Source organism: Enterococcus sp. AMC1252, assembly GCF_058216515.1.
Genome location: NZ_CM177097.1, coordinates 1004850 through 1027144, shown reverse-complemented (window position 1 = coordinate 1027144; position 22295 = coordinate 1004850). Strand labels below are relative to the sequence as shown.

Here is a 22295-nt window from a genome sequence, read left to right as displayed (position 1 = left end):
TTTAAATTAAAGGAGCAAACTAGTTATGTTTCTATCCATAGAAGAATTAGTGAAACAGGCCGCAAATTTTCCATCCGTTGCTGAATTGATGATTGCAACCGAAATAGACAATCACGGCCACAGTCGAGAACGGATCATCGAAACAATGGAACGTAATCTTGCTGTTATGAAACAATCGATTGAAGAAGGTGTTGATGGAGTAACATCTGTAACTGGGATTACTGGTGGTGATGCGACTCGTCTCAACGAATATATTCAAACTGGAAATTTTTTAAGCGGAGAAACTATTTTAACAGCAGTCAGAAATGCCGTCGCAGTCAATGAAGTCAATGCTAATATGGGCTTGATTTGTGCCACTCCTACTGCCGGAAGTGCTGGCGTGGTGCCAGGTGTATTAATGGCTGCTATCGATAAATTACAACTGACACATGAACAACAGTTAGATTTCCTATTCACTGCTGGCGCTTTTGGTTTAGTGATCGCTAACAATTCGTCAATCAGCGGGGCCGAAGGTGGTTGCCAAGCAGAGGTTGGGTCAGCTAGTGCAATGGCTAGTGCCGCATTAGTATGTGCTGCAGGTGGTTCTGCTGATCAAGCTGCCCAAGCAATTGCCATTACTTTAAAAAATATGATGGGACTTATTTGCGATCCCGTAGCAGGGTTAGTTGAGGTTCCTTGTGTGAAGCGAAATGCTTTAGGCTCATCACAAGCTTTTATTTCAGCGGATATGGCTTTAGCTGGTATTCGCAGCGTGATTCCGCCTGATGAAGTCGTTGCTGCAATGTATCAAGTTGGTCGTCAAATGCCACAGATATTTAAAGAAACTGCTGAAGGCGGCTTAGCAGTAACACCTACTGCTCAACGATTAGCAAAAGAAATTCTAGATAATCAAACAGAAAAAACAACGAAATAAATAAAAAAACAGCAATCAATATTTTGGATTGCTGTTTTCTATCTTTTTCAGCTGTGACATCGATTAGATTATAAAAAAAGAATGAAGAAACAATGTTTGTTGTATTTCAATAATTAAAATGCTTCAATTTCGGTCAAAGTTGGCATTCCAGTCTGTGCCCCTAATTTGGTAATCGATAATGTGGCTCCTTTACCCGCAAGTTTGACTGCTTCTGGAACAGACAATCCATTTGCTAAACAGGAAGCTAAAATCCCATTAAACGTATCCCCAGCACCAGTTGTATCAACAATCGTCACTTTTTCAGCTGGGACAGTTACGACCTCATTTTCAACTGTATAAGAAATACCTTCTCCGCCCCTAGTTACGATTAGCTGAGTGTCATTGGTCCTTGACCAGTTCAGCATCTCTTGTTCAAATTGATTATCATCCGCAATCGTGTGTCCCAATAAACCTTCAAATTCCGTTTCATTTGGTGTAATGACATCCACGAACGGTAGCATTTCAACGACCTGATCGTTATACGGCGCTGGATTTAAAATAGTGATTGCGCCTTTATTTTTTGCAATTTCCAGACCTTTTTTCACAGTATTTGCTGGTATCTCCAACTGTGCCAAAAGAACATCCTTGGCAGTGATTCTTTCGGTTAATTCACTATCGATATTATTCAGCAACATATTTGCTCCTGGTAAAACAACGATTGCATTATCTTTTTTTAGTTTGAAAATAGAAGCAACACCAGTAAAAATATTTTTTTCTGTTGTCACAGCACTTACATCGATATGTTCATTTTCTAAGTGCTTATAAACCTTCAAACCAAAGGTGTCATCGCCGATTTTTCCAATCAAAGAAACCTCAGCTCCTACTCTGGAAGCTGCAACAGCTTGATTAGCACCTTTACCTCCAACATAATAATCAATAGTCTCTCCTAACAGAGTCTCACCAATTTTTGGCAATCGATCTGTTTCCATAACCATATCCATATTGATACTTCCTAAAACTATTACTTTATTCATCACGGACTCTCCTTACCTATATTTTCTTCAAATACTTATAGAAAGAACCCAGATGCTCTCTTTCAATTTCAGTGTACTCTGAAATTTTTTCAAAACCATGCTTCTTAAAAAAATGTTGCATGTTGCGGTTGGAATGATTTGTACTTGAATAAATATGCTTTCCATTTTTTTCTTTTATTCTATTTATTATATCATTTAGTAAACTTGATGCATAACCATTAGATAAATAAATTGGATTTGTTGCGATCCGTCTTAAACTATAGGTATTTTGATCCATCTTATCTAAAGTAGCAACTGCAACAATGTTATGATCCTCAACTAATTTATATAACGATCGATCGTAAATATCATGTTGAACGATGTGTTCGTTAGGATACAGGCTGGTCCATTGATGTACATCTGCCTGTTCCATATACTTTTTTGCTAATGCAAACAACTCATTAATCTCTCTACAATCTTTCAGCTCAGCCAATGCTATTTCCATGTGTACTCATCTCCGAAAAAAGTTCAGATTCTCAAATTAATAGGGTAGTAACAGAATTGATAATACAACGACACAAATAATTCCTATGATCGTTGGAACGCTTGTCCGTTTTAAAATACGAACTGGACTAACACCAACAGTTGATGCAACAATCATCACGACTGCTGCTACAGGTGAAATCGTTCTTGCTAAGTTCGCAATCATTTGCATTGGTAATGTAATCAAAATTCCATCAATTCCAGCTTTAGAGGCTATATCAGGAATTAATTCGATCACCGCATAAAACATTGCTAGCCCACCACCACTTAAAATGCCAAATAAAGTAGTCGCACCGCTGAAGATCAATGTTGTAACTAATCCAGCTGATGCTGAAGATTCAACAGATGCCATCAACTTATCAATAATTCCTAGAGATTGAACTGCCGTTGTAAATAAAGAACCACCAACAACGAGCATCACTACTTGACTAAATCCTTGTCCCATTCCTTTAAACATTTCTGCAGCAGAATCTTGAATTTTTTTATAGGATCTATGTCTAATTGTTTCAAATGCTACAGCAATGAAAAATGAAATAAACGTCAAAACAAAGATATCCATTTGAATCCCTTTAATAAACATGCTTGTAATACCAACAACTAAAATCAAGATCAACGGTAATAGAGGTAACAAAGCATAAATTTTCGGTGTATCTGACTCTTCTTGTTTCGCTAGTTCATTCGTTTCGATTGCAACAAATGCAGAGTCTCCTTCTTTTTTATCACAATATTTTTGCCAAAAATAATGTACTACAGCCATGATTAACAATGTAGGAATCGAAATTTTAGCGTTCCATGCAACATAGGTCAATAGATCATAATCTAAAGTTTGGGCTGCAATAACATTATCTGCTCCTAACGGTGTGGGCATGATTGTTGCTGTCATGGCAATTACACCCGCCGCAGTCAAAGAAGAAATTCCCATACTTGCTAACATTGGATATAAAATCGCCATCAAAATAATTGCTAAGCTAGAAGCACTCGGTACAACTAAAGACATTAAATTACCAACTAGAAAAACAAGTGGCACGAATAATGCCTTTGATTTTATTTTTTGTAGCGGTTTCACTAAAATATTCACGGCTACTTGATTGGCACCGATTACATTCATATAACCAGAGTAACCAAATAAAATCATGATCACGATCCCAGCTGAACTCACTTGGGCAATGATCGTATCTTTAAATTTCAAGAAAACATCAAAAAAAGCTAAACCTGTTCCTTCACCAGCTGGATAAAGCGGGTGCCCCAATAAAACTGCAAACAACAACAAAATCAATGCTCCACTGATCAAACTTAGGGCAGGATGATAATTCTTAATAATCAAATAAGCAACAAGAGCTAAAACAACTAGTACTAACAATGACTCAATCATAGTATGACTCCTTTTTTAATTTATTTTTTCTAAATTGGACACGACCCATTTTTGGAATGCTGGAATATCGATATCTAGACACGCAGTTGCATTCGTTGTATCGTGGTATTTCATTTTTAAATCCGCTACGGTTGCACCTGATGCTGGACCATCTAAAGCGATTTCAATAAAAGTTTCTTGAACTGTAAATAAATCTGGATCAGTTAAATAAGCAATCGCGCAAACATCGTGCATTTTTAGACCAGTCTGTAAACTACCACCACGATAGTGTTGGAATAACGAGTAAAACATATTGCCCACTTTACCAAATGTTTTGATTTTTTCTGTTTCATTTTTTGTCAATACTGCTGTACTGGTAACGTCTAAGCCGACCATCACAATTGGAAGATCTGATTGGAAAACAATTTGCGCGGCATGCGGATCGACATATGTGTTAAATTCTGCACTAGTATTCGTATTCCCTCTTGATAGTGAACCGCCCATCATCACGATTTCTTTGATATTTTGTTTTGTTTCTGGATACATACTTAAAAGCAAAGCAATATTTGTTAAAGCAGCAATAGGAACTAACGTGATCGGTTCTGGACTAGCGAGAATACATTCTTTCATGGCTTCTACAGCGTGAATATCAAGAGTTTTAGTCGTAGCTTTTGGAAAATCATATCCATCCATCCCACTTTCTCCGTGAATTTCTGCAGAATCTTCCAGCTGGATCAATAGCGGTTTGTCACAACCTTTTGCAACTGGTACTTGTTTCTCAAAAAATGACACTAATTTCAATGTGTTTTCCGTCGTTTTGTGTACGTTTACATTTCCGGCAACAGTGGTTAGTAACTTAACCTCTAATTCTGGATGATTAAGGGCAATCGATAACGCTACTGCATCGTCTATTCCTGGGTCTGTGTCAATAATGATCGGTCTTTTTTCTTTCACCATAAATCCTTCCTCCTTCTTAGGTTAAGCGCATTACCAAAATGATATAAAAAAATACCTTTTTACTAATTAAAAAAGTATTTTTTAGATTAATCGCTTAACCTATCTGTCTATTATGATAGCGTTTTATTTTTTGTTAGTCAATAACTATTTTATTTTTTTTACACTTTCCCCTTTAAACAGACTCGGCTTCAAAACAATCGACGTGGCTTTTGTTTTTTTCTTTATCAGCATTTTTTTTAAAAGAGTGACTGCTTGTTCCGTCAAAGAGGAAATATTTTGCTCCACTGTTGCTAAGGAAGTACCTAAAATATCCGCTATTTCTAGACGGTCATATCCGATAACAGAAAGCTCGTCTGGAATCTTCTTCCCGCAGATCAATGCTTGTTTCAACACACCGAAAGCAACCATATCATTCGCTGTAATGACCGCTGTGACATCCGTTAATCCAAAAAGTTCGCTTGCCTTCTTAACACCACTGTTAAAACGATAACCCGTTTCAATAATGTAGTTTTCATCTACTTTTACATCATAACTTTTCAAGGCTTGTTTGTAGCCAGCTATACGTTCAAGTGTACTTGGCACCTTAACGTCTCCTGTCATAAAGGCAATGTTTCGATGACCATTGTCCAGAAGATATTCTGTTGAAAGTTTGCCTCCTTCTCGGCTATCAAAATATACTTGGTTAACGCCTTTAAAAGAAACCTGTCTATCCACTAAAACAAATGGTGCATCAATTTCCTTTAAAAAATGTTCTTGCTCTTTTTTGGATGAAAAAGATTCATTGGATAACGCAATGATCAAACCATCAACACCACGATTCAAGAGCATTTGGATCAGATTTTTTTCCACAGTAAAATCATCATTAGAATTGACAATGATAGTCAAATACCCCATCTCTCTAAATCGCTCCTCTAATTGTTTACAGAGCTTTGAAAAAAAAGGGTTCTCAATGTCCGGAATAACAACGCCTATCGTTTGAGACGCTTTTTTAGCAAGGCTTTGGGCTGCAATATTAGGAATATAATTCAATTCTTTTGCGATCGTCTTTATTTCTTGTTTCTTTTTTTCGGAGATTCTAGAAGGTTTATCATTTAAAACTAAAGAAACCGCAGCTTCAGATACGTTTGCCATTTTTGCAATATCTTTCATTCTGATTTTCATGACTTTCTCCTCTATTGATACAATTGTTTTTAGTTATTATTCCATAAAAAATCTGCAACAAGTTGATCTACTTCTTTATTTTCGTGCAATTGACTGTGTTGCGCTGATTTCCCGTAAAAAACTTTTTCTTGTACATCGTTACCATGTGATTTAAACAATGAAACAGGACTCAACGCATCAGCTACAGGAACGACTTCATCACTTAAGCTACCGTCTTTTAGATCTCCAGCAATGAGCAGCACGTTCATACTTTTAGATACTTTCTCAATTCCTTTGACATAATCAGTATACCGTTCACTTTTAACAGAGGGACCACTAGCAAGGATATCATCAAGCGTCTCACCATTAGATAATTCTACAAAGTTATTAAAAGGGGCTGCTATGCTGATAAATTTTCTAACCTTAGGCAGATTCTTATCATCACCATAAGTAGTTAAATAACGTAAAGAACTGGCGCCTCCCATAGAATGTCCAACTAAGTTAACCTCTTTAACACCATAATTAGCTTGAATATACGTCAAACAATTCTTGATCCACTCCGCTTGATTCCAGTCATTATTTTTATTATCTTTAAAGAGAACTTGGATACTGGCATTATTTTGATTTCCAGACACTTTGCCATCTGCCTGAACTTCTCCTTCTGGGTTAACTGTCAAAACTAGCTCTTTCTTGGTATGACCACTTACTTCCATTCTTTTGATCATTCTTCCGAAAGAATTGCTGCCACCGCTATATCCATGAATGAACAATGTAGGAATTGATGATTTAGGAATCGTTTCACTAGTTTCAGGACTTTTGGTAACTTGCTGTGTTTCTTTTTTAACTGTTTTTTTGCTGATACACCCAGTAAAAAATACCAAGAGACAGATAATTACTAATACATAAGACTTCTTTTTTTTCATTTTATCTCCTTTTCCGTTACGACTATAGTAAGAAGAGAGCAGGACAAAACTATAGTTAGTTTTGTTCCACTCTCTCTATGCCAAAACAGATGTGTTTCAGCTCTATACTTATTTAAATTGAATCGACTTGTTCAAAATCTAACTCAGTGCTTGTTTCACGACCAAACATGTCGATATTCACTTTTAATTTTTGACGTTCTTCATCAACTTCTGTAACTTCTCCTTCAAGACCAGAAAAAGCACCTTCAATAATGCGAACAGTATCGCCTAATGCAACGTCCAAATCAGATTGACGTGTGCTCATACCGATTGAACGTAAAATGTGGTTGATTTCTTCTTGTAATAACGGAGCTGGTTTACTTCCAGCACCATGTGAACCGACAAACCCAGTAACACCTGGTGTATTACGTACTACATACCAAGAATCATCTGTCATTGTCATTTCCACTAATACATATCCTGGGAATGTTTTATGAACGATTTCTTTTGATTTACCATTTTTTACTTCTGTTTCTGTTTCTTCTGGAACGACTACACGGAAAATGAAATCTCCCATGCCCATGCTTTGTGCACGTGATTCAATGTTTGCTTTTACTTTGTTTTCATAACCTGAGTATGTATGTAATACATACCAATTCTTTTCAAATGACTCCATCTCTGATTCGGCTCCTTTGTATTTAATAGTTGGTAGAACAATAAATTAAAAGTAACAAGGAATTCCTTGCACTCAGCTTCTTTTTTTCATGTGAAAATAAAAAAACCTCAGTTCCCCGAAGTTTTTCCTCACTCGTTATTATAGCACTATTTGCGCTGAAATACTAGTTTGAATTATTTAAGAATCAACGCAAAAGCTTTTTGGATCACTGTATCCATTACAAAGAATAATGCTGCAAAAATAATGGATGTTTCGATAACAACCAACGTGTCTTTGCGTAATTGTTTTTTCGATGGCCAAGTAACTTGTTTCATCTCATCTTTAACACTACGTAAAAATTTCATTTGAACTCCTCCATTTTCTATTTCGTCTCTTTATGTAACGTGTATTTTTGACAGTATTTACAGAATTTTTTGATTTCTAACCGCTCTCCACGTTTTCCTTCACTGACGGCTTTAGAATAGTTTCTGGAGCCACAATCTGAACAAGCAAGTGCTGATTTTTTTGTTGCCATTGTTCAACCTCCTCTATTCGCAAATTTACTCAATAACATTATCATTCTTTCTGCAAAATGTCAATGGATACTCAATAAACTATGGTTTTCTTTCAAATTATGTTATCATTAGCTTGTCAGATGAATTTAACCTACGGGGGGTCAAAATATGTTATTAAAATCCGTTGTTATCAAAAAGAAAAATCTTACAACTGTCAATGAATCATGCACTTTAGAAGAGGCTTTGAAAATCCTTGAAGATTCAGGATATCGTTGTGTGCCGATCTTAGATGAATCGGAAAAGATTTTTAGAGGAAATATTTATAAAATGCACATCTACCGCCACAAAGCAAACGGCGGAGACATGAATTTACCAGTTACTTATTTATTAAAAAATGCGACAAAATTTATTTTCGTGAACACATCATTCTTCAAAGTTTTCTTTACGATCAAAGAATTACCTTACATTGCTGTCTTGGATGAAAACAATTATTTTTATGGAATTTTAACCCATAGTACGTTATTGAATATTCTTGCTCAGTCTTGGAATATTCAACGTGGAAGTTATGTTTTGACAATTGCGACAACAGGTAAACAAGGAGATCTAGCTGCGATGACGAAGATTATCGCCAAGCACAGCAGTATTGCTAGCTGTATTACACTAGATATCGGTGAGGATGAATTTATCCGTCGTACCTTGATTACTTTACCAGCAGAAACAACTGAAGAGACCTGTGCTGTGATTGTTGAGAATTTAGAACGTAAGAATCTTAAAGTTGTTGAGATCGAAGATTTGCAAGCAAATGCTGAATAAAGTTCTAAAAAGAAGCCTTCCAATTTGAAAGGCTTCTTTTTTATCGTTCTTCACCAATAATACGGACTTCTGTTTCTAATACAACACCAAACTTTTCTTTGATCACTTGCTGGATATGGGCTATCAATTCCACATAATCTGTCGCTGTAGCCTGATCGATATTTACAATAAAACCTGCATGTTTTTCTGAAATTTGAGCACCGCCCCATTTCAATCCCTGCAACCCTGCATCTTGAATCAGTTTCCCAGTAAAATGTCCTTCTGGTCGTTTAAAGACACTACCGCAAGATGGATATTCTAATGGTTGTTTTGCCTCTCTAAGCTCAGTCAATTCAACCATTTGACCCTTGATTACACTATTTTCTCCTTCTTCTAAAGAAAAAGTCGCTTCTAACACAATACAGTGCCTGTCTTGAATCGCACTATGACGATAAGAAAATGCCATTTCCTCATTAGTAAAAGTTTGGATCGTTCCATCTTCCAACAATACATCAACACTTGTGAAAACATCTTTGATCTCTCCACCGTAGGCTCCTGCATTCATGTAAACTGCTCCGCCAATACTCCCAGGAATCCCACAAGCAAATTCAAAGCCCGTCAAATCATGATCTAAAGCAACATATGTTGTATCGATCAATTTTGCCCCAGCTTCAACGATGATCTGGTTTTTAGAAACAGAGATTTGCTTCATATGTTCCAACATGATCACCATTCCACGAATACCACCATCTCGTACAATTAAATTACTCGCATTTCCTAGAACAAGCCAAGGGATTTCATGATTTCTGCAGTATTCGACTAAAGTAGTTACTTCACCTTTGGATTTTGGAAAAGCTAAAACATCTACTGGGCCACCCGTTTTAGTAAAGGTAAAATTCATCAAAGGTTCATCAAATAATAACGTTATATCCGCTAGTTCATTCATCATTTCAATTTTATTCATCGAAAGTCGTTCCTTTCTTTCAAACATCCTATTTATTCTAGCATGCCAAAGAGAAACTTTCTAGTCTGAGTCTATAAAATATGTTCTTGATGCTTACGTAGCATCTGAGCGCAAAGCTCATGACTGGTAAAAACCTTTTCTTGTTTTAAAAGAGCCCCATCATTAGTTTGAACTGCTTTGACAAACGCTTCCACCATCTGCTCAAAACCACGTTTTTCTAAAGTTGTTGTCCAATCGCTAAACGTTTTTTGTTGAATCGCTTGCTGACTTTTGATTGTCAAGTCCGTTAGATTTTCTAAAACTAAAGTTCCCTCTGGACTTGTTAGCTGATAGGTTTCCGTATTTGCACCAGCGTAAAGATTCATTGAGGCGATTGCTGTTGTTGATTCTGTTTCAATGTGAAGCAATGCTCTTTTCAGCAAATTATTTTCCTCGATGATTTTTGTTTGAACATGTCGAATATCATCATCAAGCAAGTAAACAAGTGTGTCAGCTACATGTAAAAACAGATCGTAGATCACAAAATTAGCTGTATATTCTGAAGAAACTCGATTTTTTTGGATCAAGAGCATATTTTTATTTTCAACAGCTTTTAATTCTTCTACAAATGGCGCAAAACGACGATTAAAGCCGACCATCAACAGGAGATTTTTTTCTGCTGCTAAGGCTTGTATTTCTCTGACTTCTGCTAAGTTTTCACTTAAGGGTTTGTCGACAAACACATGGATACCTGCTTCCAGCAATTGCTTTACCACTTGAGCATGTACTTTGGTTGCTGCATGGACAAAACAAGCTCCTATCCCTGTTTGAATCAACTCTTCTGTTGAAGCGACCATTTCGCTAAAACCGTATTTTTCGCTGATTTCTTTGCGGGTTTGTTCATTTCGTGTAGAGAGTATAAATGTTGCTTGATCTCTTAGTTTTGCATACACAGGTAAATAGGCTTTTTGTGCAATATTTCCAAGACCGATAACGCCTATCTTCATAAAAATCCTCCTAGTTCAACACATTATTTTTCACTTCATTTTTGACTAACTGTTTTCTTTTGGATTAAATCATTGGATATTTTTTGGGCTATAAGTAAAATAGCAGCTGTAGCTAAAATAATCGGACTTAGATTTAATGGGAAGAATAACAGCATAAAGACCCCAACTGGTAATGGTGCCTTTATGATTGCTATAGCAATACTAGTGCTCACAATTGCAACAATCAATAAGCGATCCGTTTGAGGAAATAACTGTGATACAGCAAATCCTTGAATGATCGCAGAAAACACAATGGGAAAGATATCCCCACCGATCCAACCTGTATTCAGACATATTTGCAAGAATAATAATTTGATCAGTGCAACCAGCGTCAAAACTAAGAATGAAGCTTGGCTTCCAATAAATGGCGCAAGTGAAAGTGATAGTTGTCCAGAAAAAAGTAAATTAGGCAGAAAAATACCTATTAAAAAAATAGCTACTGAACCTATCAACGCTTTACGAATCGGAAACTCTTGCCAAAAATCTAAGCGTTTCTTTAAATAGTTAGTAATCAGATGATACGCTTGTCCAAATAATACCCCAAAAATAATCAACGGTAAACCTAACCACAAATCTTGCCATATCCATTTAGAATCACCCATTTTAGAAACAAATGAAGGTTGGCCCGTCATTTTCATCAAAAGAAAAAAAGTGATTAAACCATTAATAATAAACAACAGGTAAAAAAACCTTTTTTTCAACTTTTGTCCTTCATTTACAGCTCTTTTTTCATTATAGGTAAGTAAATACTTTTTGGGATTGAACAAACGTATTGCTTTCTCTTGAATAGATAAGCTTTTCAACTCGCTATAGTTAAAGTAATAATAGCGTAGCTTGTCTGCTTGCCAGACCGAAAAATAAATAACCGCACTTAGTAATCCCGCTTCTGGTCCCACACCTGCGCCAAAAATCAAGACGATAAGTGCAATCAACAAGCTACGGAACACACTGCTATAATCTAGCGTTTTTCTTTGTTTTAATTCTGTAACTGAATCATGAACTGTATGTGGCAAATTCCCCCATTTTGATCGATAAAAACCTAACAGAAAACCACCAATTAAAGTAACGCCTAAAATATATAGTACTCGAAAGTGGTTATTAGGAGAAACTAGATTCCACAGTAATTCAGAACCTATTCCCTCCAGTCTTAAAAAAATAAAAGACATAACACTTATAACACTGCTTAGTATAATTCCATAAATCAATAAACCAATCTCTTTTGCATTCAATTTTATAGATCCTTTCAGTACAAAGAAATTTAAATAGTTAGCTTCTTCTTTTCCTATAACTTTATCATAAATCTAAATACCTGAATACAAAAATGCTACTCGTTGATTTGATTCAGAAAGTTGACATAGAATAGCAAAATCTAGATTATGTATGTTAAACTATTCTAAAGTCTTGCTAAATGTTGCCAATTTCAAAGGAGGTCCTCAAGATGAAATGTATATCCTGGAATGTCAACGGCTTACGTGCCGTTGTTAAGAAGAACTTTATGGAAGTTTTCAATGAATTAGATGCAGATTTTTTCTGCTTACAAGAAACAAAACTGCAAGAAGGTCAAATCGACTTGGAGTTACCTGGTTACTATCAGTATTGGAATTATGCTGAAAAAAAGGGCTATTCTGGCACTGCAATTTTTGCAAAAGAAGAAGCAATGAGCGTACGTTACGGCATGGGATTTGAAGAACACGATCAAGAAGGTCGTTTGATTACTTTAGAGTATCCAACCTTTTTTATGATCACATGCTATACACCTAATTCACAAAATGAACTAAAACGATTAGACTACCGTATGACTTGGGAAGATGCTTTTCGAGAATACTTAAATGAGTTAAGTAAAGAAAAACCTGTGATTCTTTGTGGTGATTTAAACGTCGCTCATCAAAATATCGATTTAAAAAACTGGAAAACAAATCAAAAAAATGCTGGGTTTACACCTGAGGAACGTGGGAAGTTCACAGAATTATTAGATAGTGGATTTATCGATACGTATCGCCATTTTTATCCAGATCAAGAAGGTGTTTATTCTTGGTGGAGTTATCGTTTCAATGCTCGGAAAAATAATGCTGGATGGAGAATCGATTACTTTGTCGTTTCTGATGGATTGAAAGAAGCTTTAACAAGTGCCAAGATCCATACTGAAATTACTGGAAGCGACCATTGCCCAGTTGAAGTTGATTTGACTATTTAAAGTAGAAAAAAGGAACGTTTCATCGATTTGATGTCCGTTCCTTTTTTCTATCTAAATTTGCTACTTCGTATATCCGTTTTCTTTCATTCTATCTTGATTAACAAATTTGACCATCGACGTTTTTCCTAAACGAAAACCAAATTTTTCATAAAAGCCTTCTTTACCTGGACTTGCGTAAAGTATGACATTGATTTTTTCCATATTTTTTAGCAACTCTTCTAATATTACTCTTCCAAGACCAAGACCTTGAAATTCTGGATCAATTGCAATATCATAAGCTGCTGCTTGATAACAGCCGTCAGATATGAGGCGACCACAACCAATCAATTCATTATTCTGCATATCAAAAATTAGGATGATTTTATAGCTGTTTTCAAACGCTTTTTGATGCAATTCAGGTGATTTAGTTCCCATACCAGCTTTTTTTAACACATTTAAAATTTGTATTCCTTGAATATATTTTTTACTAGTCTCAACTTTATACTTCATAAGTCTCCTCTTTTTTTGTTTTTCTATTTCCAAATGTAGTAGCACCAATTACTCCGATCAATGTTACAAATATCCCTATTATATGATAACTTTTCAACGTCTCATTCAAAACAAAAACACCTGCTAAAGTGGTGATGACTGGTGTTAAGTTAGCCAAAACACTTATTTTAGATGCTTCAATTTTTGAAAGAGCATAATTTGACAGTAGTGAACTAACAAATGAAGACAGTACTCCTAAATATAAAATACCTATAAAGAAAAGTGGTGATTTTAAGGGCGTTATATAATCTAGAGATATCCCAGAAACTATCCGTACACTAACCGACATGATTGAAAAAATAACAAAACCTATAAATGTCATAACATAAGTTAACATGTAAAATGAATAGTCTTTCGTTAGCTTTCTAGCAAAAACACTATAGAATGCATTGGATAGTGCTGAAAAAATCAGTAGACTTGTTCCTAAAATTGAAAAACTTAGTGCATCTTTACTATTCATGAGAGAAATATAAACTATCCCTACGATAGATAATAAAATGCTAACTCTTTGCAGTGCGGTTGTTCTTTCTTTCAATATAATTCCCGCTAATATCATCGTAAAAATTGGGACAGTCGCTTGAATAATACCAGCCTCAGATGAAGATGAAAAAGCTAAACCAAAAACTTGAAACGCAAAAAATAAAATTGGATAAAACAAAGCTAATGGAAAAATGTTTTTTACATCTGCAACCGTTACTTTAAACTGAACTTTTTTCAGTAAAATAGGAATTGATGCCACTAGCCACGCAAAGAAAAATCGATACATCAGTATATCTATGGGCGAAAGTGTTTTTAAGGTGATTTTAACAAACATGAATGAAAAGCCCGTTATGATAATTTGTACTGCGGCAGCTAAATAAGCTTTTTTTATTCCGGACATAACGATTAATTCTCCTTTCATTATTAACTACTTGTATTGTAGTAAAGATTTTTTTCTGCTACAATACAAGAAATCCTCATCTGTCCTAGGACAAAAAAGGAGTTTGTATGTTTAAATATTTAACTATCTCTAATGATTTAGTAAAAAAAATCCAATCCGATCAACTAGTCGCCGGTCAAAAGCTTCCAGCAGTTCGAAAATTAGCTAATCAATATAATTGCAGTAAGCAGACTGTGACGCAAGCTTTAAAAAAACTAGAACTTGAACATTTTATATATGCTAAAGAAAAAAGTGGTTACTTCGTGGTTCAAAAACAACTAGAAGAACCCAAAATACTAGATACCGTTTATGATTTTTCAAGCTCATCACCAAATCGACAACTTTTCCCTATCAACGATTTTCAACATTGTTTCAATCGAGCAATCGATACTTATCAAAATGAATTATTTCTCTATGGTACTGCTCAAGGGTTACCAGAACTTATTAAAACCCTCAAGATACAGCTTGAAAATACACAAATATTTGCGGATCCAGAATGCATGTATATCACGTCTGGAATCCAACAGGCACTCAACATTCTTTGCCAAATGCCTTTTCCAAATAATAAAACTGCTATTTTAATAGAGGAACCTTCCTATTCACTACTGATTGAATTACTCAAAGTCTATCACTTGCCAGTATTTAGTATCCAAAGAACAAGTAAAGGTCTAGATTTTGATGAGTTAGAACGCTTATTTAAAGAAGAATCCATAAAATTTTTTTACACTACGCCTAGATTTCACAACCCTTTAGGAGTCTCTTATACCAAGCAAGAAAAGCTGATGCTTATTCAACTAGCAAGGAAATATGATGTTTATCTCCTTGAAGATGATTACTTAGCCGATTTTGATTTGGATAATAAAAATGACCCTATTTTTACAAATGATATCTATAACAAAACCATTTATCTAAAAAGTTTTTCAAAGATTATTTTTCCCGGTCTTCGTATTGGAGTTGTTGTCTTACCTCCTGCACTAAAAACTACTTTTTTTCAGTTTAAAAAGTGCGCAGATATTGATAGCTCTATGTTTTCGCAAGGCGCGTTGGAGATTTATATCAACAGCGGAATGTATGATTATCATTTGAAAAATGTTCGTAATGCTTACTTTGAAAAAGCCACTGCATTTAATCAATCTGTCCAACAACATCCTTTAGCTAAATGCATTGACATAGCCCCTCCGCTAGCGATGAAAACCCACCTTTTATTGCCTCCAGTGATTCAAGTTGATTCTCTAATCAAAGCGCTCAAAAGTAAGGGTGTTTTACTAAAAAAAGCGGACGCTAATTATTTATTACTACCTAAATCTAAACGAGAAAATAGTTTGATGATTGAACTGGCAACGATTAATTTATCCATGATTCATTCGGGTGCTACGCTCTTAATGGATGAGATCCAAAAACAAATGATTCTAAAAACAAGAATCACGTAAACGAAACAAAATCAAAACATTTAGCATTTTAACTATGCGTTTTTTGTTTAGTTTCCATTAATTTTTTTCTATTGCACTTACCAAATATCCAAGATTTTGTTATACTACATGTATGAATTAATTTTGAACTGAAAGGGATAATGAACATGAATTTTTATTCCATAGACTTTGAAACAGCCAGTTACGCTAAACATAGCGCTTGTTCTGTTGCTTTAGTAAAAGTAGAAAATAACCGAATCGTTGATGAATACTACTCACTGATCAAGCCAGAAACAGATTTTTTCTGGAAAAATATCCAGATTCATGGAATCAAACCGGAAGATGTGGCGGATGCACCTAAGTTTCCTGATGTTTGGAAACAGATCCAGTCTTGTTTTAAACCGAATAGTTTAGTTGTTGCTCACAATGCCCCTTTTGACTGTGGTGTTTTAGCTGGTTGTTTGGATTATTATGGCATTGATCAACCAAATTATCTTTCACTTTGTACAGTGAAAACAAGCCGTAAGTTATTTCCAGAATTACCTAATCATAAGCTAAACACGATTTGTGATAACCTAGATATTCAATTGAACAATCACCACGATGCTTTAGAAGATAGCCGAGCTTGTGCTGAAATTCTGCTGTATCAAGAGAAACATTTTGGTGTTGAGCCATTGAAAAAATTAGTTACAATAAAATAAAGAAAAGCCGAATCAAGAACAACTTGTTCTTTTGATTCGGCTTTTCTTTATTTTTCTAAAATCTCAACGATTTCATCCATATTTTTAGAACCAAAAACGATGTTTTTATCATCAATGATCATTGCTGGAACGCTCATGATTTTCTTCTCTGTCTTCAATTCTGGAAACACACCAATATCGATCATTTCAGCTTCAACATTATGATTGATTGAAGCAATTCGCTGACACGCTGCTACAACATCTGGGCAGTAGTGACAAGTCAATGAAACGAAAATCTGTACTTTTTTCTTTGGTAGTTCTTTGATTTTGTTCACGACCGGCTCTTCTATCGGTTGTCCAGCACTTCCAACATTATAAACAGCTAAAACAATTGAGTTAACTTCATGACCACTTGGAATGCCACTAAATTTGATTCCTGTGTATTCGCCTTGATCGTTTAAAACTACCACACTTGGTAACTTATCAATACCATATTTAGCTTCTACGTCAGAATCAGCACCTTTTTGAACGGTTTCCAAAAGAATTTTATCACTTAATGAGGCAAACTCAGTTAAGAAAGAGTTCAATTCAAGTGATTTTTCTTCACTACTATCCATAACCTGTAATAAGGTTACATTTTTTGTTAATTTTCCGAAAATACCGCCTAGTTGCTCTCTCATTGCATCAGGGAACCATGTGTTATTTCCGCTAGTTGCTTTAGCAGTTTTCTTTTCTGCTTTTGGTTGTATTTCTTTATTTTCAGCATGTTGTTTTGCTAAGCGTTTTTCCATACGTTCATTGACGATTGGCAAACCGGCTTTTGTTTTTTCTTCTGTTACATATTTTTGTGCATTCGTTGCAGCGATTGCACCATCTGCAACAGCCGTCACGATTTGGCGTAATTCTTTGATACGTAAATCTCCCGCTGCATAAACGCCAGGAACATTGGTTTCCATATTTTCATTTGTCGGTACATAGCCGCGATCTAACTCGACTTTGCCTTCAAAAATTTCTGTGCTTGGTTTATTTCCAGCAAAAACAAACATCCCAAAAGTGCTATCTGCTGGCGCTTCATATGTTGTTTCTTCACCAGTTTCATTATTAACAAAAACAGCTTTACGAACAAAGTCATCTCCAGTGATTTCTTTGACTTCTGTATTGTAGACGATTTTGATGTCTGGATGTTGTTTGGCTGCTTCTGCTGTTAGTTTTGCGCATGTAAAATCAGGTTCTCGAATGATCATCGTCACTGATTTACCATAACGAGTTAAATAAACTGCTTCCTCTGCTGCTGCATAGCCACCACCAAGTACGAAAATATCTAGGCCTTGGAAGAATTCACCATCACATGTTGAACAGTACGCAATTCCGCGCCCCGTAAATTCAACTTCACCTGGGAAACCGATTTTTCGAGCGGAAGCACCAGTTGCGATAATCACAGCGTATGCTTGATAGGTTTTTGTTGCAGACTTGACAGTTTTTACTGTTTGGCTTAAATCAACATCAATAATTTCGTCTGTTGCAAATTCAACACCAAAATCTAACGCTTGTAAACGCATATCCTCCATCAATTCAGGTCCTGTTGTTGCTCGGATTGCAGGATAGTTCACGATTTCAGATGTTGTTGTAACTTGCCCACCAATCTTGTCCTTTTCAATAATTAATGTGTCTAACATCGCACGTCCAGCATAAATACCTGCTGATAAAGCCGCTGAACCGCCGCCGATCACGATCAAATCATAAATTTCTTGGCTCATATCTGTTCTCCTTTTATAAAATTCATTGTTTTCAGTCTGAAAATTTTAAGAAAGACTCCCCAAATAAGGAAGTCTTATAGTTACTTATTAGAATGTTTAGATTTTACCAACTAAGTCTAAACTAGGCGCAATTGTTTCTTCGCCTGGTTTCCAGTTTGCTGGACAAACTTTATCGCCATGTTCTGCTACAAATTGAGAAGCTTCTAATTTACGAACTAGCTCATCTGCGTTACGGCCGATTCCCATGTCATTGATTTCGTATGATTTGATTTCGCCTTCTGGGCTAACAATAAATGTTCCACGATATGCTTGACCTAAATCTTCATTTAAAACGCCGAAGAAACGAGCAATTTTGCCACTTGGATCAGCTAACATAGGATATTTGATTTTACCGATCGTATCTGTCGCATCAGCCCACGCTTTATGAACAAAGTGGCTATCTTCAGATACTGAGTAAACTTCACAATTCAACTCTTTTAAATGATCATAGTGATCTTGCATGTCGCCAAGTTCTGTTGGACATACAAATGAAAAGTCAGCTGGATAGAAGAAGAAAATACTCCATTTACCTAATACGTCTGCTGTTGATACTTTGATAAAGTCTCCATCTTGGTATGCATCACATTCAAAGTCTAATAGTTTTGTGTTAATCAAATTCATGTATAATTCCTCCTAAATTTTAAAAGATAGCCCTTACAGCTAATCATTTTTTCTACACTCTTAGCGTATCAATTTAAAATTATTATGTCAATAGAATTATTATAGTTTAGTTATTTTATTTTTGGTATTTTCGTCCTCTCTTTGAGAAAATGACTCTTTCATTCTCAATAAGGTGAAAATTTTCTATTTAAAGATCCTTTAATTTAACAGACACACTGTAATAAATACAATTCAATCCATGTCAGTCCATTATTAATCTGGTATACTTAACACAAAAATAAGAATTGGAGCGCGTCAAGATGAAAACAATCGGATTATTAGGTGGTATGAGTTGGGAAAGTTCGGTTGACTACTATAGATTGATCAATGAAACAATCAAAACTGAACTAGGCGGATTACATTCTGCTAAATGCATTTTATTTAGCGTTGATTTTCAAGAAATCGAAACATATCAATTTTCAAACCAATGGGATAAAAGTGGTGAGCTCTTAGCAAATGCTTGCTTTTCTTTGGAAAAAGCAGGTGCGGATTACATCGTTATATGTACCAATACTATGCATAAAGTTGCTGACACGATCCAACAAAAAATCACGATTCCAATTCTTCATATTGCTAAAATGACCGCCGCTGAATTAAAATGCAAGAATGTAAGAAAGGTCGGCCTGCTTGGTACAAAATTTACCATGGAAGAAGATTTTTATAAACAAATTATTGAAGATAGTGGAATCGATGTCATAATTCCAGATCAAGAAGATCGCGAACGAATCAGTACTATTATCTATGAAGAACTGTGTTTGGGAAAAGTTACAGATGCTTCTAAGCAGTTTTATATAGATGTTGTAAGTAAGTTAAGTCAGCAAGGCGCTGATGGGGTTATTTTAGGTTGCACGGAAATCGGTATGCTGATTTCACAAAGTGACACGGCGATTCCAATTTTTGATACAACTAAAATCCATGCTATACAAGCGGCTTTGCATTCTTTAGACGACTAAATTAAAAGAAATAAAGTAAAAGTCATCCGCTTTTACTTTATTTCTTTTTGGGTTTTACCAGAAAAATTCTTTTAGCACGTTTATTACTTCTACATTTTCAACTAGTTCACTATGACTGCTTGCTTTACCTTTAATCAGTATTTCCTGATAGTCAGATACTTGATTCTGATAAATATACCGACCAGAAAATACACTTTGTACAGGAACTATATTATCTGAAGCTGTCTCCCCAACTTCTCCAGCAATATTCAGCATTTCAATCATATCTGGGATATTTTTCTTATTTTCTAAATAGTTTTGAAGTAGCTCTCCTATTTCCTTTACTTGAGTAAATGATGTGGTCGCCGCATTGTATTTTTTTGAGGTATCATTATAGGGGGTTCCCAGCGTTATCAATTTAGCCAATTTAGGATCTTCAGGCTGCTGAAATTCTTCCAGATACGAAGTAATCACTAACCCACCATTAGAATGACCCAAGTAGTTGTATGTTTCAAATGAGTATTTTTTTTGAATATAACTCAGTGCTAGTTGATACCATTTTCCTTGAATAGGTAAAGTTTCGTTACTACTATCTTTAAATGCAATCACGACGATAGGATGTTGCGCTGAACTTGTCAGCTTTCCTCTGGAAGTTACCGTATCATCTGTTGCTACGGTAACTTTCAGCACATCAGTTTTAGGATCTAATGCCTTGATCAATCCATTGAAACGATTCACCGTTCCATTCGTTCCTGGAACAAAAATTGTTGGCGTTTGAATTTCCAAAGGTTCACTTTTTTGTTTAAATTTTTCAGCAAATGCCGTTAAACTTTTTTGAAATAAAAGAAAGAGCATCAGAACTACACCTACAATCAAAAGTATTTTTAGGAAGCGTTCCTTTTATGTTTTTATTATTCTTCATGGCATTCTTCTCCTATCTTGAAAAAATTTACACCTTGAAACTTAAATAAAGACTAAACACAAAATAAACACATGTTTAAGAAATCAAAAACGTTTCATCCATATTCTTGTCTTTGCCAAAATGTTTACCATGAACATCAATCGTTGCATGCCATTCTTTACATAAATCATGAGGGACTCCTTCGGTCAAATGAATAAAGTCTTTCCGCATTTCTTCGTAAGTCTTATATGGACCAAAACCTAAACGGTTAAATAAACGAATCGCGTATTGGTCTGCAATAAACACGTTTCGTTCAAAAATATAAAGTAACATCGCATCAGCTGTTTCTGAGCCGACGCCCTTGATTGTCAGCAGCTCTTTTCTAAGTTCATCGGTTGAGTATGTCAAGAATTTATCAAAATCTCCCCCATGAGAAATAAACCAATTGATTAATTCTTTGATATAGTTACTTTTTTGTTTAAAAAAACCTGCTGGTCGGATTAGTTCTTGCAAGGTTTCCAACTTGATCTCCTGAAGTTTTTCCACTGTTAGATGAGGTGCTAAATTGCCTAACGCCTTATGAGCATTCTTTTCAGTCGTTTGCTGGATCAGAATCATTGAAACCCAATCTGCTATACGATTAGTATCTTCCCACCAGTATTGGAAACCATAATGTGCTACTAAACTATTCAGCACTTGCAGTTTTTTGTTATCACTTTTCATCTTTCTCCACTCCTTTATTATGGCATAAAAAAACTTAGATCAACATAATTAAATCTTGACCCAAGCCTTGTTATTTTTATTCAGTTATTTCTTTTTCTTTTTTGATCATGATCACACCATCACCTAAGGGTAATAATGTTGAAGTCAAATCTGGATGGGTCATGACTGTATCTAAAAATTGATTCAACTTTCTATGGATCGTTCTTTGACTACGTGGAATCTCTTCGATTGGGTCTAAAATCGTTCCCGCTTGAAAAACATCATCCACCATTAATACGCCGCCAACACGTAACAAACGTAAACATTCCGGTAAAAATTCGATATATTTGGATTTAGCACTATCCATAAAGATAAAATCATAAGGCCCCTCTAATGTCGGTAAAATTTCCGCTGCCTGACCTTCCAATAGCGTGACTTTATCACTTAATCCTAGACGCTCATATGTTACCTTAGCTTTTCTGATCATCACATCGAATCGATCGATCGTAGTGACATGCCCATCTTCACCCACATATTGTGCCATCAAGCTAGAAGAAAAACCGATTGCAGTTCCAATTTCTAAAATATTCTTGGGTTTGATTTGATCTAAGAAAAACTGCAAAAATACAACGGTTTCATGAGGTATGATCGGTACTCCTGCCTCGTTTGCTTCTGCTTCGATTTCACCCAGTTCACCTTGAATTTTTTTTTGTTTATTTCGCATAAAATCAACGAGCTCTTGTTTCACCACTGGTCGATGCATCATTTCGTTTCGCATGTTATTGCTCCTTTGCTCCTGCGGTTACTCGTCGCAGAATGACTTTG

At 35.5% G+C, this 22295-nt stretch carries 25 protein-coding genes; 6 read left to right on the top strand and 19 right to left on the bottom strand.

Going from position 1 to position 22295, the window contains the following annotated elements; translation table 11 throughout:
* The first annotated feature begins 25 nt into the window (after positions 1 to 25).
* The gene (gene sdaAA, locus AC4BB5_RS04775) at positions 26 to 913 is read left to right on the top strand and encodes an L-serine ammonia-lyase, iron-sulfur-dependent, subunit alpha (protein ID WP_490458239.1); all 888 of its coding nucleotides are present in this window, start codon (positions 26 to 28) and stop codon (positions 911 to 913) included.
* A 113-nt stretch (positions 914 to 1026) separates the two neighbouring features.
* On the opposite strand, the gene rbsK is transcribed toward sdaAA, so the two are convergent.
* The 9 genes from rbsK to rpmG form a co-directional block, all read right to left on the bottom strand.
* A complete protein-coding gene (rbsK, locus tag AC4BB5_RS04770; protein WP_490458238.1) occupies positions 1027 to 1926 on the bottom strand; it encodes a ribokinase in 900 nt (299 codons plus the stop codon).
* Between the two features lie 16 nt (positions 1927 to 1942).
* A complete protein-coding gene (locus AC4BB5_RS04765; protein ID WP_490458237.1) occupies positions 1943 to 2410 on the bottom strand; it encodes a GNAT family N-acetyltransferase in 468 nt (155 codons plus the stop codon).
* Between the two features lie 36 nt (positions 2411 to 2446).
* Positions 2447 to 3820 (bottom strand): C4-dicarboxylate transporter DcuC, encoded by a 1374-nt coding sequence (dcuC, locus tag AC4BB5_RS04760; RefSeq protein WP_490458236.1) that lies wholly within the window; start codon positions 3818 to 3820, stop codon positions 2447 to 2449.
* Between the two features lie 15 nt (positions 3821 to 3835).
* Positions 3836 to 4756, bottom strand: a complete 921-nt coding sequence (gene rihC, locus AC4BB5_RS04755; RefSeq protein WP_490458235.1) for a ribonucleoside hydrolase RihC — start codon at positions 4754 to 4756, stop codon at positions 3836 to 3838.
* A 144-nt stretch (positions 4757 to 4900) separates the two neighbouring features.
* A complete protein-coding gene (locus tag AC4BB5_RS04750) occupies positions 4901 to 5917 on the bottom strand; it encodes a LacI family DNA-binding transcriptional regulator (protein WP_490458234.1) in 1017 nt (338 codons plus the stop codon).
* A gap of 29 nt (positions 5918 to 5946) precedes the next feature.
* Entirely contained in the window at positions 5947 to 6819 is an 873-nt protein-coding gene (locus AC4BB5_RS04745; RefSeq protein ID WP_490458233.1) for an alpha/beta fold hydrolase, read from the bottom strand.
* A 112-nt stretch (positions 6820 to 6931) separates the two neighbouring features.
* A complete protein-coding gene (gene nusG, locus AC4BB5_RS04740) occupies positions 6932 to 7474 on the bottom strand; it encodes a transcription termination/antitermination protein NusG (RefSeq protein WP_010773265.1) in 543 nt (180 codons plus the stop codon).
* Positions 7475 to 7647: 173 nt separating this feature from the next.
* Complete coding sequence (gene secE / locus AC4BB5_RS04735) at positions 7648 to 7818, bottom strand: preprotein translocase subunit SecE (protein WP_086312065.1); 171 nt, start codon at positions 7816 to 7818, stop codon at positions 7648 to 7650.
* A gap of 17 nt (positions 7819 to 7835) precedes the next feature.
* Positions 7836 to 7988, bottom strand: coding sequence for a 50S ribosomal protein L33 (gene rpmG, locus AC4BB5_RS04730; RefSeq protein ID WP_010760564.1), 153 nt, complete (start codon positions 7986 to 7988; stop codon positions 7836 to 7838).
* 148 nt (positions 7989 to 8136) lie between these two features.
* Here rpmG and cbpA point away from each other — a divergent pair, with 148 nt between their 5' ends.
* On the top strand, positions 8137 to 8781 hold the full coding sequence (gene cbpA / locus AC4BB5_RS04725) for a cyclic di-AMP binding protein CbpA (RefSeq protein WP_010773267.1): 645 nt from the start codon (positions 8137 to 8139) through the stop codon (positions 8779 to 8781).
* Between the two features lie 40 nt (positions 8782 to 8821).
* Here cbpA and murB read toward each other — a convergent pair whose 3' ends face one another.
* From murB to AC4BB5_RS04710, 3 genes are all read right to left on the bottom strand, one after another.
* The gene (gene murB, locus AC4BB5_RS04720) at positions 8822 to 9724 is read right to left on the bottom strand and encodes a UDP-N-acetylmuramate dehydrogenase (RefSeq protein ID WP_490458232.1); all 903 of its coding nucleotides are present in this window, start codon (positions 9722 to 9724) and stop codon (positions 8822 to 8824) included.
* A gap of 71 nt (positions 9725 to 9795) precedes the next feature.
* Positions 9796 to 10710, bottom strand: coding sequence for a Gfo/Idh/MocA family protein (locus AC4BB5_RS04715; RefSeq protein ID WP_490458231.1), 915 nt, complete (start codon positions 10708 to 10710; stop codon positions 9796 to 9798).
* A gap of 35 nt (positions 10711 to 10745) precedes the next feature.
* Positions 10746 to 11978: a chloride channel protein gene (locus tag AC4BB5_RS04710; RefSeq protein WP_490458230.1), complete on the bottom strand. Its 1233-nt coding sequence runs from the start codon at positions 11976 to 11978 to the stop codon at positions 10746 to 10748.
* Positions 11979 to 12187: 209 nt separating this feature from the next.
* On the opposite strand from AC4BB5_RS04710, the gene AC4BB5_RS04705 reads away from it, so the two are divergent.
* Positions 12188 to 12943, top strand: a complete 756-nt coding sequence (locus AC4BB5_RS04705; protein WP_490458229.1) for an exodeoxyribonuclease III — start codon at positions 12188 to 12190, stop codon at positions 12941 to 12943.
* Between the two features lie 60 nt (positions 12944 to 13003).
* Here the strand turns inward: AC4BB5_RS04705 and AC4BB5_RS04700 are convergent, their stop codons facing one another.
* Positions 13004 to 13432, bottom strand: a complete 429-nt coding sequence (locus AC4BB5_RS04700) for a GNAT family N-acetyltransferase (protein ID WP_490458228.1) — start codon at positions 13430 to 13432, stop codon at positions 13004 to 13006.
* Complete coding sequence (locus tag AC4BB5_RS04695) at positions 13422 to 14351, bottom strand: DMT family transporter (protein ID WP_490458227.1); 930 nt, start codon at positions 14349 to 14351, stop codon at positions 13422 to 13424. The genes AC4BB5_RS04700 and AC4BB5_RS04695 overlap by 11 nt, the downstream gene beginning before the upstream one ends.
* Before the next feature lie 107 nt (positions 14352 to 14458).
* Here AC4BB5_RS04695 and AC4BB5_RS04690 point away from each other — a divergent pair, with 107 nt between their 5' ends.
* Both AC4BB5_RS04690 and AC4BB5_RS04685 read left to right on the top strand, forming a co-directional pair.
* Entirely contained in the window at positions 14459 to 15820 is a 1362-nt protein-coding gene (locus AC4BB5_RS04690; protein ID WP_490458226.1) for an aminotransferase-like domain-containing protein, read from the top strand.
* A 146-nt stretch (positions 15821 to 15966) separates the two neighbouring features.
* A complete protein-coding gene (locus AC4BB5_RS04685; RefSeq protein WP_490458225.1) occupies positions 15967 to 16500 on the top strand; it encodes a 3'-5' exonuclease in 534 nt (177 codons plus the stop codon).
* A gap of 47 nt (positions 16501 to 16547) precedes the next feature.
* Here the strand turns inward: AC4BB5_RS04685 and AC4BB5_RS04680 are convergent, their stop codons facing one another.
* Positions 16548 to 18236 (bottom strand): FAD-dependent oxidoreductase, encoded by a 1689-nt coding sequence (locus tag AC4BB5_RS04680; RefSeq protein ID WP_490458224.1) that lies wholly within the window; start codon positions 18234 to 18236, stop codon positions 16548 to 16550.
* 96 nt (positions 18237 to 18332) lie between these two features.
* The gene (ahpC, locus tag AC4BB5_RS04675) at positions 18333 to 18896 is read right to left on the bottom strand and encodes an alkyl hydroperoxide reductase subunit C (protein ID WP_490458223.1); all 564 of its coding nucleotides are present in this window, start codon (positions 18894 to 18896) and stop codon (positions 18333 to 18335) included.
* A gap of 299 nt (positions 18897 to 19195) precedes the next feature.
* Between ahpC and AC4BB5_RS04670 the strand changes: the two genes are divergently transcribed.
* On the top strand, positions 19196 to 19888 hold the full coding sequence (locus tag AC4BB5_RS04670) for an aspartate/glutamate racemase family protein (RefSeq protein WP_490458222.1): 693 nt from the start codon (positions 19196 to 19198) through the stop codon (positions 19886 to 19888).
* A gap of 54 nt (positions 19889 to 19942) precedes the next feature.
* Here the strand turns inward: AC4BB5_RS04670 and AC4BB5_RS04665 are convergent, their stop codons facing one another.
* From AC4BB5_RS04665 to AC4BB5_RS04655, 3 genes are all read right to left on the bottom strand, one after another.
* Entirely contained in the window at positions 19943 to 20722 is a 780-nt protein-coding gene (locus AC4BB5_RS04665; RefSeq protein ID WP_490458221.1) for an alpha/beta hydrolase, read from the bottom strand.
* Positions 20723 to 20864: 142 nt separating this feature from the next.
* Positions 20865 to 21491: an endonuclease III domain-containing protein gene (locus AC4BB5_RS04660; RefSeq protein WP_490458220.1), complete on the bottom strand. Its 627-nt coding sequence runs from the start codon at positions 21489 to 21491 to the stop codon at positions 20865 to 20867.
* 76 nt (positions 21492 to 21567) lie between these two features.
* Complete coding sequence (locus AC4BB5_RS04655) at positions 21568 to 22248, bottom strand: O-methyltransferase (RefSeq protein ID WP_490458219.1); 681 nt, start codon at positions 22246 to 22248, stop codon at positions 21568 to 21570.
* Positions 22249 to 22295: the final 47 nt, after the last annotated feature.